Source organism: Dactylosporangium sp. NPDC050588 (genome assembly GCF_040654975.1).
Taxonomy (GTDB): domain Bacteria; phylum Actinomycetota; class Actinomycetes; order Mycobacteriales; family Micromonosporaceae; genus Dactylosporangium; species Dactylosporangium maewongense.
In genome coordinates this window covers 147,072-164,257 of sequence record NZ_JBFAJA010000004.1, presented here as the reverse complement: position 1 = coordinate 164,257, position 17,186 = coordinate 147,072, and the positions used below count along the sequence as shown (strand labels likewise).

Sequence of the window (17,186 nt, the reverse complement as noted above, 5' to 3'; positions counted from 1 at the left end):
CCGGTGGTGTCCTGGCAGCATGAGCAATCCGGAGCGGGAGCGGATGGCCACTCCCCTTCAGACCCCCGACCAGGCACCAGCCGACGCCGAGCGTGCACCGGCCGGGCTGAAGGAGCACGCCAATCCGTGGTACCGGTGGGGACCGTACCTCAGCGAGCGGGCCTGGGGCACCGTCCGCGAGGACTACAGCGGCGACGGCACCGCATGGGAGGCGTTCCCGCACGACCATGCGCGGTCCAGGGCGTACAGGTGGAGCGAAGACGGCCTGGGTGGCATCTGCGACGTCGAGCAGCGCCTGTGCTTCGCCCTGGGACTGTGGAACGGGCGCGACCCGATCCTGAAGGAACGCATCTTCGGCCTCACGGGCAACGAGGGCAACCACGGCGAGGACGCCAAGGAGTACTGGTGGTACCTCGACGCGGTGCCGAGCCACTCGTGGCTGCGCTGGCGCTACCACTACCCGCAGCGGCAGTTCCCGTACGAGCAGCTGGTCAGCGAGAACCAGCGCCGGTCGCGGGAGGAGCCGGAGTTCGAGCTGCTCGACACGGGGATCTTCGACGAGAACCGGTTCTGGATCGTCGAGGCCGACTACGCCAAGGCCGACCCCGACGACATGCGGATCCGCGTGCGGATCACCAACCCGGGGGCGGAGACGGAGACGCTGCACGTGCTGCCGACCGTCTGGTTCCGCAACACGTGGTCGTGGGAGGAGAGCGGCGAGAAGCCGCGGCTGGCCACGGCGGGCGGCGACACGATCGGCATGGGGTCGATGGTGCTCCAGGCGGCACCCGGTCCTGACGGGTCGATGCCGCGGCAGCTGTACTGCGACAACGACACCAACACGGAGCGGCTCTACGGCGTGCCGTCCGGCGCGGCGTTCCCCAAGGACGGCATCAACGACCATGTCGTGCACGGCGCCGCCACCGTCAACCCCGCGCACGAGGGCACGAAGGCCGCGTTCTGGTATCAGGTGACGGTCGCGCCGGGCGAGACGGTCGAGCTGTCGCTGCGGCTCGCGCCGAACGCCGCCCCGGACGCGTTCGGGCCGGCGTTCGACCAGGTCCTCCACGAGCGGAAGCAGGAGGCCGACGCCTTCTACGCCGAGCTCGCCCCCGCCGGCACCAGCGACGAAGACGCGATGATCATGCGGCAGGGCTTCGCGGGGATGATCTGGGGCAAGCAGTTCTACAACTACGACGTGGCGAAGTGGCTCAGCGGCGACCCCGGGCAGCCGCCGCCACCCCCGGGCCGGCGGCACGGCCGCAACGCCGGCTGGCGGCACCTGGACGCGTCCGACATCATGTCGATGCCCGACCCGTGGGAGTACCCGTGGTTCGCGGCGTGGGACTCGGCGTTCCACGCGGTGGCGCTCGCGCACCTCGACCCGGAGTTCGCCAAGTACCAGCTGCTGCTGCTGTGCAGGGAGTGGTTCCAGCACCCCAACGGCGCGATCCCCGCGTACGAGTGGGCGTTCGAGGACCTCAACCCGCCGGTGCAGGCGTGGGCGGCCCTGCAGGTGTACAACATCGACGGCCGGCGCGACCTGGAGTTCCTCACCCGCGTCTTCTCGAAGCTGGTGCTGAACTTCACCTGGTGGGTCAACCGCGAGGACGAGGACGGGCGGAACCTGTTCGAGGGCGGGTTCCTGGGGCTGGACAACATCGGCCCGATCGACCGTTCGCATCTGCCGCCGGGGTACCGCCTGGAGCAGTCCGACGCGACGGCGTGGATGGCGTTCTACTGCCTGAACCTGCTGGAGATGGCCCGCGAGCTGGCCGCGCACAACCCGGCGTTCGACGACCTCGTCGTGAAGTTCCTCGAACACTTCGGGCTGATCTCCGAGGCGATGCGCGACAACGACCTGTGGGACGAGCAGGACGGCTTCTACTACGACATGCTGCGCCGCCCCGACGGCAGCAGCGAGCCGCTGCGGGTCCGGTCGATGGTCGGCGTCATCCCGCTGTTCGCCACGAAGGCACTGCCGAAGGAGGACTTCGCCCGCGTCCGCCGGCTGTCCAAGAGCTTCGCCGCGATGCCCGAGCACCAGGTCGTGCCGGGGACCGACGGCACGGTCGGCGTCGGGGTCGCGGCGCACGGCCGGACCAGGCGCATCCTGCCGCACCTGTTCGACGAGGAGAGCTTCCTGTCGCCGTACGGGCTGCGGGCGCTGTCGAAGTGGCACGCCGAGCATCCGTTCAGCGTCGAGCTGCCCGGCTGGACCGCGACCGTCGGCTATGAGCCCGCCGAGTCGAGCACCGGCATGTTCGGCGGCAACTCCAACTGGCGCGGGCCGCTGTGGATGCCGCTCAACTACCTCGTCATGCGCACCCTGGAGGACAACCACGCCCACCTCGGCGACGGCGTGAAGATCGAGTATCCGACCGGGTCCGGGCGGCAGTGCACGGCAGGTGAGATCGCCGAGGACCTCCGTCAGCGGATGCTGGCGCTGTACCGGCGGGGCCCCGACGGGCGCAGGCCGGCGTTCGGCTGGATCGACCAGTTCCAGCATGACCCGCACTGGCGCGACAACCTGCTGTTCTACGAGTACTTCCACGCCGACAACGGCGCCGGCCTCGGCGCCACCCACCAGACCGGCTGGACCGGCCTGCTGGCGGAGATGATCGCGCGCCCGTCGGCGCACCAGGCGGAGGTCCGTTCATGATCAGGTTCGGCCGCCAGGTGTGCGGCGACCTCGACGCGGCGGCCAGCCGGGAGTGGCTGGTCACCGACGGCCTCGGCGGCTACGCGATGGGCACCGTCGCCGGCCTGCGCACCCGCCGCTACCACGGCCTGCTCGTGGTAGCGGCGCCCGGCGCCGCCTCCCGGAGCCTCGGCCTCGCCGCGCTCGACCCGGTCGTGCGGGCCGGCGGGCGGGTCTTCCGGCTCGCCACCGACGAGTGGGCCGGCGGCGCCGTCGACCCCGCCGGCCACACGCACCTCGCCGAGTTCCGGCTCGTCGACGGCGTGCCGTGCTGGCGCTGGGACCTCGGCGACGTGGTCCTGGAGCGGGAGATCGCGATGGCGCACGGCCGGTCCGCGGTCGGTGTCGTGTTCCGCGTCCTGCGCGCCCCGCGCCCGGTCGAGCTCGAGCTCACCCCGCTGTGCACCTGGCGGGACGCGCACGGCGAGCGTCACGCGTGGGGCGACCCGCAGGTGACGCCGGTCGCCGGCGGCTTCGAGTTCGAGGGCGTGTACCGGGTCGCCGGCCCGTCGTGGCGGCCCGGCGGCGAGTGGTACCGCGGCGTCCACGCCCGCGAGGAGGCCGCCCGCGGGCTGAACCCGGACGAGGACCTGTGGGCCGCCGGCCGCTTCACCGCCACGCTCGCACCCGGCGAGACCGCGTCCGTGACCGCGTTCGCGACCGGGGAGCCGGCCGCCGGCGCGGTGCCGACCACCTTCGCCGGTGGGATGCCGGCCGCGTTCATCGACGGCGAGATACCGTCGGCGGTCGAGATCGTCGCCGCGGCCCGGCGCCGTGCCGTCGCGCTGGGCGGGGGCGACGCCGTCGGGCGGCAGCTGGCGATCGCCGCCGACCAGTTCGTCATCGAGACGCCGACGGGCCCGTCGGCCGTCGCCGGCTACCCGTGGTTCGGCGAGTGGTCCCGCGACCTGATGACGTCGTTCGAGGGGCTGTTCCTCACCACCGGCCGCCACGAGCAGGCGCGCCGCGTCCTGCTCCGCGCCGGCGCGACCGTGTCCGACGGCATGCTCGCCAACACCGCCGACACCGGCACCCTCGAATACAACACCGCCGACGCGGCCCTGTGGTTCCTGCGCGCCATCGACCGGTACGCCGAGGTCACCGGCGACCTGGACACCGTGGCCGCCCTCGCCGGCGCCATGGACGAGGTGCTGGACCTGCACCGCCGCGGCACCCGGTTCGGCATCGCCGCCGACCCCGCCGACGGCCTGCTCATGCAGGGCAAGCCGGGGTTCGCACTCACCTGGATGGACGCCCGCGTCGACGGCGTCCCGGTCACCGAACGCCAGGGCAAGGCGGTCGAGATCAACGCCCTGTGGGTGAACGGCCTGGCGAGCACCGCCGCCCTCTTCGACCGGATCGGCCGCGGGCACGACTGGTCCTCGGCGGCGTCGCGGGCCGCCGCGTCGTTCGAGCACCGCTTCACCCGCCCCGACGGCCTCGGCCTGTACGACGTGGTCGACGGTCCGGCCGGCAACGATTCCTCCATCCGGCCCAACCAGCTCCTCGCGGTGGGCCTGCCGCACGTACCGGCGGAGAACCCGGACATCGTGGAGCTGTGCCGGGCGACGCTGCTGACGTCGATCGGCCCGCGGTCGCTCGCCCCGGGCTCCCCGGGCTACCACGGCCGGCACCGCGGTGGCCCGCCGGACCGCGACCACGCCTACCACCAGGGCACCGTCTGGCCGTGGCTGATCGGCCCGTTCGTCGACGCCGCCCGCCGTGCCGGCGCCGACACCACCGGCGTCCTGGACGGCCTGGAGCTGCACCTCAGCGAGTGGGGGCTGGGCTCGGTGTCGGAGACCGCCGACGGTGACGCGCCGCACGCCGCCACCGGCTGCCCGTTCCAGGCCTGGTCGGTCGCCGAGCTCCTACGCGCCCGCGCCCTGGAAGGCGGTACCTGGGTGGGCCAGTGACGATCCTCAGACGCATAGTCGCGGCGGTCGCGGTCCTCGGGCTCGCGACCGCCGCCGGTTGTGCGGGTGGGCGGGGTCAGGAGCTGGTCTCGTCGGACGCGGATCAGTACTCCAGCCCGGTCTGGGTGGGCGACACGGTCTACTACCTCGCGCAGCGCCAGGACGGCTCCGACACCTTGCCGCGGTTGATGCGGGTCCGCGACGGCGGCCGTCCGGAACAGGTGACGGTCCAGCACCCGGACTGCCCGGACCCGCGCGGGCTGAAGGCCCGGTTACGGAAGGTCCTGGCGGTCAGCGGTCACGAGCTCGGGCTGGTCATGTCCTGCCGGGGCACCGGCGCCGACGCCCCCGCGGCGGTCGTGCGATGGGACGCCGCCACCGGGCGGTCGGCCGTCGTCGGCAAGGTCGGGCACTCCGGCGGCGTCGCCTGGTCGGGCGGCGAAGGCACGGTGTACTACCCGACGCCCTCCTGCCCGCAGAACGCTCCGGCGGGGGAGCTGCCGTCGACGTGTCTGGGCGAGCATGACGCGATGCTCGGCGACGTGGCCGCCGACGGGTCGCTGGTCTACCTGACCACCCGGTGCGGCACCGACGCGCCGGGGGCGGAGTCGGTCTTCCCCGTCTACTCCGTGTGCCGGCGGGTCGGGCGCGGGCCGGCGCGGACGGTGGCCCGGGCCGTGCAGGCGCCCTCGGCGTTGACCGTGCACGGCGACCGGATCGTGCTCGCCGGAGAGGCCAACGGCAAGGCGGGCGTGTGGCTGGTGAAGGACGGCAGGTTCGAGCGGATCGCCCGGGGACGCTTCCTGGGCGTGGCGTTCAACGCCGACGGGACCCGGCTCGCGGTCGCCGATGAGGACAAGGGATGGTTCTCGATGACCTGGTCATTGCGGGTCATCCCGGCGCCGCCGGCGCAGGCCGCAGGCTGAATAAACGATGGTCTATGCAGAACCGTTGCCAGAGGATGGCGAGTCTGCTTAACTGAGCGGCACCTCGGTGAGAGAGCGCTCTCTGGGGCGCCCGCCGGGGTGGAAGGAGTAACCCCCGCCCCCAACAGGTCCCATCGCCACCGCCAATGGCGACGGACACCACCGCGGCACCGTGCGACCTTCGGCGAGGCGCTGGTGCGCGGCCCCTTCGCGTGGCATCGACGCCCGTGTGACACCCCCATCCACCCGCCGGAGCGGGCGGCACTTCACCGTGCCCGCAAACCGGAAGCCCTATCAGGGATCGGACGTGATCGGCGCACGTCGTTCGCTGCTTTCTTCGTAGGAGAGGTGCAACCGATCATGTTCCGCAGAGTGCTGCTCTGCGTCGCCCTCGTGCTGGCCGCGGCAGGCTTCAACATCGCCCCGGCATTCGCGGCCGACTTCTCGGTGCTGATCTTCAGCAAGACCGCGGGGTTCCGGCACGACGCGATCCCCGCCGGGATCACCGCGATCCAGCAACTGGGCACGCAGAACAACTTCACGGTCGAGGCGACCGAGGACGCGACGCAGTTCAACGACACGAACCTGGCCCGCTTCAAGGCGGTCATCTGGCTGTCGACGACCGGCGACGTGCTCGACGCCAACCAGCAGGCCGCGTTCGAACGGTACGTCCGCGCCGGCGGCGGTTACGTCGGCGTGCACGCAGCGGCCGACACCGAATACGACTGGGCCTGGTACGGCAACCTCGTCGGCGCCTACTTCTCCAGCCACCCGGCGATCCAGCCGGTGACGGTGCGCATCGAGGACACCGCGCACCCGTCCAACGCCGGCATCCCGGCGAACTGGAACCGCACCGACGAGCTGTACAACTACCGCACCAACCCGCGCTCGCAGGTGCACGTCCTGGCCAACCTCAACGAGGCCACGTACACCGGCGGCACGATGAACGGCGACCACCCGATCTCGTGGTGCCGCGCCTACGACGGCGGCCGCTCCTGGTACACCGGCCTCGGCCACACCCAGGAGAGCTACACCGAGGCGAACTTCCGCACCCACCTGCTCGGCGGCATCAAGTACGCCGCGCAGAACATCGGCAACTGCTCGGTGCAGTCCGCCGTCGGCACGTTCAGCCAGGTGAACCTGGCCAAGGGCGTGGCGGAGACCGGCGAGCCGATGGGTCTCACCGTCCTGCCGAACCGGGGCGTGCTGCACACCGCGCGCGACGGCGTCATCCGGTACACCGACGTCAACGGCAACACGAAGGTCGCCCTGACGCTGCAGGTCTACACCCACGACGAGGAGGGTCTGCAGAGCATCAAGGCGGACCCGAACTTCGCCACCAACAAGTGGGTGTACGTCTACTACGCGCCACCGCTCAGCACCCCGGCCGGCGACGCCCCGTCCACCGGCACGGCGGCGCAGTTCGCCCCGTTCAACGGCTCCAACAAGCTGGCCCGGTTCACCGTGCGGGACGACTACACGATCGACCCGAACTCGCAGGTGACGATCCTCGACGTGCCGACCAGCCGCGGGCTGTGCTGCCACGTCGGCGGTGACATCGACTTCGACGCCGCCGGCAACCTGTACCTGTCCACCGGCGACGACAGCAACCCGTTCGACTCCGGCGGCTACGCGCCGCTGGACGAGCGGGCCGACCGCAACCCCGCCTACGACGCGCAGCGCACCTCGGGCAACAGCAACGACCTGCGCGGCAAGGTGCTGCGGATCAAGCCGGGCGCCACGGGCGGGTACACCATCCCGGCCGGCAACATGTTCGCCCCGGGCACGCCGAACACCAAGCCCGAGGTGTACGCCATGGGCTTCCGCAACCCGTTCCGGATGAGCGTCGACAAGGCCACCGGGGTCGTCTACCTCGGTGACTACGGCCCCGACGCGGGCTCCGCCGACCCGAACCGCGGGCCGGCGGGAACGGTCTCGTTCGAGCGGATCACCCAGCCGGGCTTCTTCGGCTGGCCGTACTGCTCCAACTACAACACCCCGTACCAGGAGTACACGTTCCCCACCGGGCCGTCGTCCGGGCCGTACAACTGCGCCGGCGGGCCGACGAACAACTCGCGGAACAACACCGGCATCACCACCCTGCCGGCCTCGCAGGCCGCCTGGCTGCCGTACGGCGGACAGGGCCCGTGGCGGCCGGAGCTGGGCGGCGGCGGCCCCATGGCCGGCCCGGTCTACAACTTCAACCCGAACCTGGTCTCCGACGTGAAATTCCCGGCCCAGTACAACGGCCAGGTCTTCCTCGGTGAGTTCACCAGCCGCTGGATCAAGGCGGCCGCCATCAACGCCAACGGCACGGCCGGCGCGATCACCCAGATCCCGTGGACCGGCACCGCCATCATGGACATGGAGTTCGGGCCGGACGGCGCACTGTACGTGCTCGACTACGGCACCACCTGGTTCGGCGGCGACGCCAACTCGGCGCTCTACCGCATCGAGTACAACAGCGGCGGCAACCGGGCACCGATCGCCCAGGCCGCGGCGACCCCGTCCTCCGGGGCGGCGCCGCTGACCGTGCAGTTCAGCTCGGCCGGCAGCAACGACCCCGACGGCGACGCGATCACGTACGCCTGGGACTTCACCACCAACGGCAGCACCGACTCCACCGCGGCCAACCCGACGTTCACGTACCCCACGAACGGCGAGTACACCGCGACGCTGACGGTGCGGGACACCGGCGGCAGGACCTCGACGGCCAGTGTCGTCGTCGGGGTCGGCCGGCCGACGATCCAGCTCATCACCCCGGCCGACGGCTCGGTGTTCCAGTTCGGGGACCAGGTGCCGTTCGAGGTGAGGGTCACCGACCCGAACGCCGGCACCATCGACTGCAACCGGGTCGTGGTCAACTACGTCCTGGGCCACGACAGTCACGGTCACCCGATCACCAGCAAGAACGGGTGCACCGGGTCGATCCAGACCACAGTGGACGGTGAGCACGACCCCAGCTCGAACATCTTCGGGGTCATGGCCGCCGTGTACACCCCGGTCAGCGGCACCGCGGTCCAGGACCAGCACCAGCTGCAGCCGCGGACCCGGCAGGCCGAGCACTACAACACGATGAACGGCGTCCAGCTCGCCGCCAAGCCCAGCGCCCACGGCGGCAACGCCGTCGGGTACATCGAGAACGGCGACTGGATCTCCTTCAACACGTACAACCTGGCCGGCGTCAACAGCTTCAAGGCGCGGGTCGCCTCGGCCGGCACCGGCGGCACCATCACCGTGCGGACCGGCTCGCCGACCGGCCCGGTGGCCGGCACCGTGCAGGTCGCCCCGACCGGCGGCTGGGAGACCTGGGTCGACGTGACCGGGACGATCAGCCCGCCGTCCGGCACATCTGCGCTGTACCTGGTGTTCACCGGCGGCGCGGGGTCGTTGTTCGACATCGACGACTTCACGTTCAACTCCGGCACGACCCAGCCGCCGTCGTCGAACCTGGCGCTGAACAAGCCGGTGACGGCGTCCAGCGTGGAGAACGCCGGCACCCCGGCGTCGGCGGCCGTCGACGGCTCGCTGACGACCCGGTGGGCGAGCGCGTTCTCCGACCCGCAGTGGATCCGGGTCGACCTCGGCCAGTCGTACTCCATCAACCGGGTGAAGCTCACCTGGGAGGCGGCGTACGGCTCGGCGTACCAGATCCAGACGTCCGCCGACGGCACGACCTGGACCACCATCAAGACGGTGACCGGCGAGAACGGTGGCGTCGACGACAACACCGGCCTCACCGGCACGGGCCGCTACGTGCGCATCAACGGCACCGCGCGCGGCACGGCCTACGGCTACTCGCTGTTCGAGTTCGAGGTGTACGGCGGGACGGTCACCCAGCCGCCCGCCACCAACCTCGCGCTGAACAAGACGGCGACGGCGTCCAGCGTCGAGAACGCCGGGACCCCGGCGTCGGCGGCCGTGGACGGCTCCCTGACCACCCGGTGGTCGAGCGCCTTCGCGGACCCGCAGTGGATCCGCGTCGACCTCGGCCAGTCGTACGCGATCGGCCGGGTGAAGCTCACCTGGGAGGCCGCGTACGGCTCCGCGTACCAGATCCAGACCTCGGCCGACGGGACGAACTGGACGACGGTGCGCTCCGTGACCGGCGGCGACGGTGGCGTCGACGACAACACCGGCCTCGCCGCCACGGGTCGCTACGTGCGCATCAACGGCACCACCCGCGCCACGGCGTGGGGCTACTCGCTGCTGGAGTTCGAGGTGTACGCCAGCTAGCGGTCTGACTGCACAACCGGGCGCGGGGATCGTCGGCGGTCCCCGCGCCCGCATGCACTCTGGCGTTGACCTGGCGGCGGCGGACCTCCAGGGCTTCAGCTGGGCCGGCGTGGAGAGGACCTGGCCGCCCTTGCCGATGAAGCCGCCCACCAGGCCAGGAGCAGGATGGTCGCGACCTCGGCGAGGCCGAGCGCGCGCTCCACGCCGCCCAGCGGGATCGCCCGCCACCAGCGCACACCGGTCCACGACTCGGACACCAGCGCCCACAGGATGGGCGAGAAGCACAGCAGCGACACCACCCCGCCGAGCGCGACGAGCCGCGCCGCGGTGTCGCGGAGCCAGGGCGCCGCCGCGAGGAGCGCGCCGGCCGGCAGGCTGAGGAACGCGACCAGGCTCGCCGCCCGGTGCACGTCACCGCTCAGCGACGGCCCCGACGCCCAGTTGTGCTTCTCGAACCAGACCACGCCGACCAGCCCCACCACCCACAGCAGCAGCGCCACCGTGGCACCCCGGCGCACCAGCCCGGCCCGCCGCAACGCCACCACGACCGCGACCGATCCGGCCGCGAGCAGCAGCGTCGCCACATCGAACACCCAGCCGTTGGACAGCAGCGCGTACTGGCTGATCGTGCGGCTCGTCCAGTCCAGCCCGGCCGACGGCGGCAGCACGTGCAGCAGCCCGTACAACACGACCGACGCGGCCACGCACAGCACACCCAGCCCTGAGAACGCCCCGACCGATTTCATCCCCTCCAGCCTGCCACGGTCACGGGGTCGAAATGTGGGGCCTGGGGGTGCTAAGCCTGAGCGCATGGTGACGCTGGACGAGGCGCTCGAGGCTGGGCAGCTGGACGGGTTGCACGGGGTCGTGGCGGTGCGTGGCGGTGAGACTGTCCTGGAGTACTACGGGCGCGGCGCGGACAGGAGCTGGAACCGGTCGCTCGGGGTGGTCGAGTTCGGGCCGGACACGCTGCACGACCTGCGGTCGGTGACGAAGAGCGTGACGGCGCTGCTGTACGGGATCGCGCTCGGGGAGGGGTGCGTGCCCGAGCCTGACGCGCCGCTGCTGCGGCAGTTCCCGGAGTACGGGGATCTCGGCGCCGACCCGGAGCGGGCACGGCTCACGGTGGGCCACGCGTTGACGATGACGCTCGGGCTCGAGTGGCGGGAGGACATCCCGTACGACAGCCCGGCCAACGCCGAGATCGCGATGGAGCTGGCGCCGGACCGGTACCGGTACGTGCTGGAGCGGCCGATCCAGGAGCCGCCCGGCACCAGGTGGGCGTACTGCGGCGGCGCGAGCGCCCTGCTCGGCCGGCTGATCGCCGACGGGACCGGCCGGCCACTGCCGGAGTACGCGCGGGCCAGGCTGTTCGAGCCGCTGGGCATCGAGCGGTTCGAGTGGATCGAAGGCATGGACGGGGTCGCGTCGGCGGCGTCGGGGCTGCGGCTCGCGCCGCGCGACCTGGCCAGGATCGGCGAGGTCGTCCTGCGCGACGGGCGGCAGATCGTGCCCGGGGCGTGGATCCGCGCGATGCTGGAGCCGCGCTGCACGACCGACTGGGGCGCCGGGTACGGCTACCAGTGGTACCTCGAGTCCGTCGCCGGCCGAGCGGTGGCGCAGGCCGCGGGCAACGGCGGGCAGCGCCTCGCGGTGGTGCCGGAGCTGGACCTCGTCGTGGCGGTCACCGCCGGCAACTACGACCACCCCGAGCAGTGGCGGACCCCGTTCAACCTGCTGGACCAGGTCCTCCTGCCCGCGCCGGCGTGACGCCCGGACGCTATCGTTCAGGTCGTGTCGGAGCGTGAGGTGCGCGGGTTCGCCGTCGCCATGGACCGGTTGGCGGCCGAGGGCGGCACGGGCGCCTCGCTCGCAGAGGTCGTCGTTTCCATCGGGATCCCGGTGTACGAGCAGCGCACGATCTGGCTGCAGGAGACCATGTTCCTCGACTGGCGGCCGGTCCTCGACGCGCTGGGCCTGCCCGCCCTCGCGCAGCTCTGGGGGACGTCCAACGTCGGCGGGCCGGCGTGGCCGGTGGTAACGGAGCTGCCGCCGGCGGTGCTCACCACCGAGCTCGAGGCGAGCGGTTGGCGGGAGCGGCTGGAGGAGCTGCCCGACGACGCGTTCATCGACCCGGACGGCGACCCGCTGGAGGACGCCTACGACGTCCGCGAGGAGCTCGCCGACTCCCTGGAGCTGCTCGCCGCGTGGTGCCTGCGGACGACCGAGACGGCGCCGACGGCTTCTCTCGTCCTGGTGATGCACGGCGACCAATAACGGTCGATGCAACCATCGGCGGCCATCACCTCGTCATTGGATGCACGGGGCACGGCCGAGGAGGTTCGCATGCGCAAGGTTGTCATCGCGGTGAGCGGCGTCGTCGCGACCTGCCTGATGGTCGTGGGGGTGGCCGCCTGCGCGGCGAAGACCGGCGGGGAGCAGGCCGGCGGGCCCGTGACGCCGTCGCCGGTGCCGATCACCGTCAATCCCAGCGCGCTGCCCGTCGGCGACACCGTGCCGACCGGGGTCGTGATCAAGGGCAAGGAGATGGTGCTGTACTTCTGGGGCGCGCCGGAGCGCCCGTACCTGGACCAGGCGTGGCGTGACACCGGCACGGGCGAGGTCCGCGTCGACACCATCTGCGCCGGCGGCACCGGGTACATGGCCGAGTGGGGTCCGGTCGAGCCGGGGCGGGTGTTCGGGCTCATGCAGTGCGTCACGCCCGACGGCACGCTCGTCGAGCTCGGCGCCGTGTGGGCCGAGGCCACCCGCGTCACCAGCCAGGCCGAGGGCAAGACGGTCGAGGCGAAGTATGCGAAGTGGAGCAGGAACCCGGCGGTCACCATCTTCTGGGTGCAGCGGCACGGCAAGCCCATCCCGCAGAACGTCCCGGCCGGCGAGGGGCGCACCACGCCGCTGCCCGAGGACCGGTATCCGCTCATCACCGCGTACGACGGCAAGGGTGCCACGATCGTCGCCGTGCGCCTGCGCCCGCCGGCCACCGAGCAGAAGGGCGGCTGACCCGCGTCACGGCCGGCGCCCGAGGTAGGCGGCGAGCCGGTCCGCGGCCGTCGCGCCCGCGGGCGGGGGCTGTTCCGGGCCGAACGACCCGCCGGGGGTACGGGGCAGGTCGCCGTACATCGCCCGTACCGCCGGCAGCACCGCCTCGGCGACGTCCGGCACGAGGTCCGTCGGCCGGCCGAGCGCCCGCGCCAGGTCCCAGCCGTGCACGAGCATCTCGATGACGACCTGCTCGACCAGCCGCCAGCCGGGTGCGGGCCCGAACCGCTCCCGCAGCATCCCCGGCCGCCGGAATGCGGCGAGGGTGCCGGCGGCGGCGGACCGGAACGCCGCGACGTGGTCGCCGCCGAGATGGTCGGCGTCGAAGTCCCCGCGCGGCGCGCCGGTGGCGAGGCCGGTCCACAGCAGGTTCTCGTAGACGAGATGGTTCAGCAGCGTCTGTACGTCCCAGCCGGCGCACGGCGTGCCGTCGCGGAACCGGTCGGCGGGCACCTCGGCGACGATCGCGCCCACCGCCGCCAGGACCCGTTCGCAGGCGGCGAGCATCGCCTCCGGGTCGCCGCCTTCTTCCAGGACCGCGGCGATGGCGGCGGTACGGGCGCCGGGTGCCGGGTTCGCCCGTAGTGCGGTCGTCAGCCACCGGCCGGGCGCGGCGATGCTGGGCCGGACCGGCCAGCCGTTGATGACGCAGAGCAGCTGCCAGTACCGTTCGACCCCGGCGTCCGCGGCGACCTCCAGCTGCTCCAGCAGCCCCGCCCGCGCCGCCTCGCCGTCACCGTCGAGGTGCAGGCCGGTCCGGGCCTGCGTCGGGATCCACGCCTCGACGATGCCGGCGACGACCGGGTCCGCCGCGGGCGAGTCGGGCATGACGCCCGCGTCCATCGCCGCCGTGACCCGCTCCACCCACAGGTCCGTGAGCCGCTCGACCGCCGCCAGGTCCTCCTGGTCGTGTTCGCCGGGTGCGTGCTCGGCGGCGTACGCGGCCATCCGCGCGAGCGCCGCCCGTAGTGCGGGTGCCCGTACCAGCGCGGCGAGCTCGAGCCACGCGTCGAGCTGCTCGTCGGTCGGCTGCTCGGGCAGGCCGGGCGTCGCCGCGAGCAGCCCCTCCCGGTACGTCGGCACGTCCAGCCCGCCGACGGCCTCCCGCACGAACCCGTGCACGACCGCGGTGCGCTCCGCGGCGGACAGGCGCGCCAGCCGGGTGAGCTCGGCGAGCTCCTCGGCGGTCGCGGCCCGCCGCGCGACGGACCGCAGCACCGCCTGCTGCAACCGCAGCGCCCGCACCTGCGCCTCGATCGCGTCGGCGTGCACGGCGGCCGCCTCGGCGATGCTGCGCTCCCGGTCGACGACCTCCCGGATCGCCGCCATCCCGAGCCCCAGCTCCCGCAGCGTCCGCGCCAGCTCCAGCCGCGCAAGCGCCTGTGCGTCGAACCGCCGGTACCCGCCCGTGCTCCGCCCCGTCGCCGGCACCACCCCGATGTCCGACCAGTGCCGGACCACCTTCACCGGCAGCCCGGTCCGCCTCGCCAGCTCCCCGATGCTCCACAGCCCGTCGCCATCCACACCCACACCTTCGACTCTCCCACCATGGGAGAGTCAACCACCGGTCAGCTCTCCACCGCCACGTCGTCGACCGCACCGCCGGGGCCGAAGCGGACGGCGACGAGGTGGTCGGTGAGGTCCTCGCCGAGGGTGTAGTCGAAGACCGCGCCGGACTCGGGGTCGCCGGGGTGCAGGCCTACGCGGACCAGACGCAGCGCCGCCGGGAAGGCGTCCGGGGTGCGGTGGGGCAGCGCTTCGGCGCCGTCGAAGTCGAGGTAGTCGTCGAGGACCGCATCGACGTCGTCCGCGATGGCGGCGCGGGCGCGGGCGTCGAAGGCGGCGAGGTCCGTGACGAACGGGGCGACCTCGTCCAGCGCCGGTGCGGAGATCGTGGCGCCGTCGAACGTCACGTCCACGCGGACCGTGCCGGCTGTCGTCTCCCACTGGCACGCACGGTCGGCCGGGTCGAACTCGATCGTGCCGAAGACCGGGTGCGTGACGGTGCGCGGGGTCATGACGCGAAACCGTACCGGCGGACCGGGCCGAACGGGGTGTCGCGGATGCCTTCGAAGACGCCGCCGGCGCGTTCGAGGGTTCTTATCGAGGCCTCGTTGTCGACGGCGCAGACGGTGAACAGCCCGGTCAGGCCGAGGGTACGGGCGTCGTCGAGGGTGCGGAGCAGCGCCCACGTGGCGAGGCCGCGGCGGCGGGCGGTGGGGCGGATGCCGTAGCCGATGTGGCCGGCCCACCGCACGTAGTCGTCGTCGCCGTGGCGCAGTGCGATCGCCCCGAGCACGCGGCCGTCCTCGACGATCCAGCGGTGCCGGCAGCGGTGACGTCCCGAACCGTCCGGCACCGAACGGGCGGCGAGGCGGTCCACCCACGCGGCGAAGCCGGCGGGCGAGTGCACGTCGTCGGTGGGTGCGAGGCCGAACCCGTCCTCGTGCGTGCCGGGGCCCCATTCGGCGTGCGCCTCGAGCCAGGCGCCGTGCAGGCGGGCGTCGGGCGCGATGAGTTCGGGCACCCGCCGACCGTACCTTCCGCCTACTGGCCGGGGTCGGTGGCGGGGACGTCGGTGATGTAGCCGACCTGCGGTGCGGCCTGGTCGCGGCACTCCGCGGGGGTGAGGGGCTGGGAGGCGCCGCCGCCGCGGGTGCCGGTGCGGAACGTGCCGGGCGCGCCGGTGCAGGACTCGGCCGTGTACGTGATGGTGTTGCCGTCGGGGGTCCACGCGGGTGCGGTCCCGGTGCGGTCGCTCACCTGGTGCTTGCCGGCGCCGGTGGACTTCATCACCCAGACGGTGTTGTTGTGCACGTACGCGATGCGCGTCCCGTCCGGCGAGAGGCTCGGCTGCGCGTTGACCTGGTCCTCGGTGAGGCGGACCGTGCGGCCGTCGGTGACGGCGTAGATGACGCCGGCGCGGGCGTAGACGGTCGGGGCGGTGGCGGCGTGCGCGGCGGTCGCTCCGGCGAGCGTGCTGAGCCCGGCGACGGCGGTGAAGCCGGCGAGCGTGAGCGCCTTCGTGATCGTCGTGCGGTTCATCCGTGCCCCCTGTGGTCCGTCGCGTCCGTGTGACGCTGAGACCATCGGCGCAACTGTCCCGCACCTGAACGGTTCCCGGCCGGAAATCAGCCGGGGACTCGTCACGGCAGGTAGAACGTGAGCAGGTCCGCCCTCACCGGCGGGAACAGCGCCCGCATCAGGTCGGCGTTCGGGCCGGGGTAGACGTCGGCGTGCCAGGCGGCGAGGCCCTCGATGCCGTGCGGGCCGAAGAGCAGCGGGCCGACGAGGTCCGGTGCCACGCCCGCACCGCCGTGCGACGCGGGGCCCTGCATCGGGCCGCCCGCGACGACCTCGGTCACCGCGCCGGCGGCGCGCCGCAGCCGCACGTGCCGGCGGAAGAACGACACGACGACGTCGTCCTCGCCGTCGTGGTGGCGCAGGCGCTCCGACAGCACGGGCCTGAGGTGGTCGAGCAGCGCCACGACGTCGGGGATGCGCAGGTAGTAGTCGTTCGCCTCGGGTGGGGGCGGTGCGAGGTGCGGGCCGAGGAGGCCGCCGCGGTCCTTCGCCGAGAACGGTTCGCCGTCCGCGAGCGTGGCGGCGTGGGCGAGCAGCGCGGCGACCGCGTCCGGCTCGGCGGCGGCGACCTCGCCCAGCACCACGCCTTCGTCCGGTGGCGTGACCCGGCCCGTGCCGATCAGCCGCCCGGCCCGTTCCACGACGACCTGGCTGCTGCCGGCCCGTGCGACGAGCGCCCGCCAGCACAGCGGCGAGTGCGGCATGCGCACGTCGTACGCGCGCTGCACGGCGTCCTGCAGCCGTGCCATCGCCGCGATGTCGTCCGGCCCCGCGACCCGCACCGCACACTCGGTGGGCGTCGACGGCACGGTGTGGACCGGCCTGCTGTGCGGGATCGGGATACTGTACTGGTAGCCGAACTGCCGGTAGAAGTACGGGATCCCGATCATCACCTGCAGTAGGTGCCCACGGGCGGCGGACCGCTCGTGCGCCCAGCCCATCAGCGCCCGGACCAGCCCGCGCCCCTCGTACTCGCGATCGGTCGCGACCAGCTCCACCTGCCCCGCCGGGATCGCCACCCCGCCGAGGACGACGGTCTCGTCCAGCAGCGTCGCCGTCGACACGACCCGGTCCCCGTCGACGACCACCGCGCACGCGTCGAATCCGCCGTCGGCGTCCTCCACCACCAGCCGGTGGTCCTGCCGGTCGGCGGGCTCGCCGCGGTCGGCGAGCAGCGCCCCGATCTGTTCGAGATCCGCGGGCCGCGCCGCCCGCACCACCAGTCCACCGGCCAGCTCCACGCCGCCCACCGTACCGCGCCCG

Annotated in this window: 13 protein-coding genes; 7 read left to right on the top strand and 6 right to left on the bottom strand. The window is 72.8% G+C overall.

The genetic code is table 11. The features are described from left to right. Positions 1–19 precede the first annotated feature (19 nt). The 4 genes from AB0I21_RS04040 (at position 20) to AB0I21_RS04025 (ending at position 9,779) form a co-directional block, all read left to right on the top strand. Positions 20–2,662, top strand: coding sequence for a glucosidase (locus tag AB0I21_RS04040; RefSeq protein WP_360558906.1), 2,643 nt, complete (start codon positions 20–22; stop codon positions 2,660–2,662). Continuing rightward, positions 2,659–4,617 (top strand): amylo-alpha-1,6-glucosidase, encoded by a 1,959-nt coding sequence (locus AB0I21_RS04035; protein ID WP_360558904.1) that lies wholly within the window; start codon positions 2,659–2,661, stop codon positions 4,615–4,617. The genes AB0I21_RS04040 and AB0I21_RS04035 overlap by 4 nt, the downstream gene beginning before the upstream one ends. Beyond that, entirely contained in the window at positions 4,614–5,543 is a 930-nt protein-coding gene (locus tag AB0I21_RS04030; protein ID WP_360558902.1) for a hypothetical protein, read from the top strand. Before AB0I21_RS04035 ends, AB0I21_RS04030 begins: the two co-directional genes overlap by 4 nt. A 360-nt stretch (positions 5,544–5,903) precedes the next feature. Further along, positions 5,904–9,779, top strand: a complete 3,876-nt coding sequence (locus tag AB0I21_RS04025) for a ThuA domain-containing protein (RefSeq protein WP_360558900.1) — start codon at positions 5,904–5,906, stop codon at positions 9,777–9,779. Positions 9,780–9,874: 95 nt separating this feature from the next. Here AB0I21_RS04025 and AB0I21_RS04020 read toward each other — a convergent pair whose 3' ends face one another. Beyond that, the gene (locus AB0I21_RS04020) at positions 9,875–10,525 is read right to left on the bottom strand and encodes a DUF998 domain-containing protein (protein ID WP_360558898.1); all 651 of its coding nucleotides are present in this window, start codon (positions 10,523–10,525) and stop codon (positions 9,875–9,877) included. Between the two features lie 64 nt (positions 10,526–10,589). Between AB0I21_RS04020 and AB0I21_RS04015 the strand changes: the two genes are divergently transcribed. From AB0I21_RS04015 to AB0I21_RS04005, 3 genes are all read left to right on the top strand, one after another. Next, entirely contained in the window at positions 10,590–11,549 is a 960-nt protein-coding gene (locus tag AB0I21_RS04015) for a serine hydrolase (protein WP_360558897.1), read from the top strand. Between the two features lie 24 nt (positions 11,550–11,573). Continuing rightward, the gene (locus AB0I21_RS04010) at positions 11,574–12,056 is read left to right on the top strand and encodes a hypothetical protein (RefSeq protein WP_360558896.1); all 483 of its coding nucleotides are present in this window, start codon (positions 11,574–11,576) and stop codon (positions 12,054–12,056) included. A gap of 69 nt (positions 12,057–12,125) precedes the next feature. Further along, on the top strand, positions 12,126–12,800 hold the full coding sequence (locus AB0I21_RS04005) for a hypothetical protein (RefSeq protein WP_360558894.1): 675 nt from the start codon (positions 12,126–12,128) through the stop codon (positions 12,798–12,800). Positions 12,801–12,806: 6 nt separating this feature from the next. Here the strand turns inward: AB0I21_RS04005 and AB0I21_RS04000 are convergent, their stop codons facing one another. The 5 genes from AB0I21_RS04000 to AB0I21_RS03980 all read right to left on the bottom strand — a co-directional run bounded on the left by AB0I21_RS04000 (position 12,807) and on the right by AB0I21_RS03980 (position 17,164). Further along, complete coding sequence (locus AB0I21_RS04000) at positions 12,807–14,363, bottom strand: TIGR03086 family metal-binding protein (protein WP_360558892.1); 1,557 nt, start codon at positions 14,361–14,363, stop codon at positions 12,807–12,809. Positions 14,364–14,407: 44 nt separating this feature from the next. Continuing rightward, a complete protein-coding gene (locus tag AB0I21_RS03995) occupies positions 14,408–14,857 on the bottom strand; it encodes a DUF2004 domain-containing protein (protein ID WP_360558890.1) in 450 nt (149 codons plus the stop codon). Continuing rightward, the gene (locus AB0I21_RS03990; protein ID WP_360558888.1) at positions 14,854–15,366 is read right to left on the bottom strand and encodes a GNAT family N-acetyltransferase; all 513 of its coding nucleotides are present in this window, start codon (positions 15,364–15,366) and stop codon (positions 14,854–14,856) included. The genes AB0I21_RS03995 and AB0I21_RS03990 overlap by 4 nt, the downstream gene beginning before the upstream one ends. A gap of 20 nt (positions 15,367–15,386) precedes the next feature. Further along, positions 15,387–15,884: a DPP IV N-terminal domain-containing protein gene (locus tag AB0I21_RS03985; protein ID WP_360558887.1), complete on the bottom strand. Its 498-nt coding sequence runs from the start codon at positions 15,882–15,884 to the stop codon at positions 15,387–15,389. A 101-nt stretch (positions 15,885–15,985) separates the two neighbouring features. After that, positions 15,986–17,164: a GNAT family N-acetyltransferase gene (locus tag AB0I21_RS03980; protein ID WP_360558885.1), complete on the bottom strand. Its 1,179-nt coding sequence runs from the start codon at positions 17,162–17,164 to the stop codon at positions 15,986–15,988. Between the last annotated feature and the right edge of the window lie 22 nt (positions 17,165–17,186).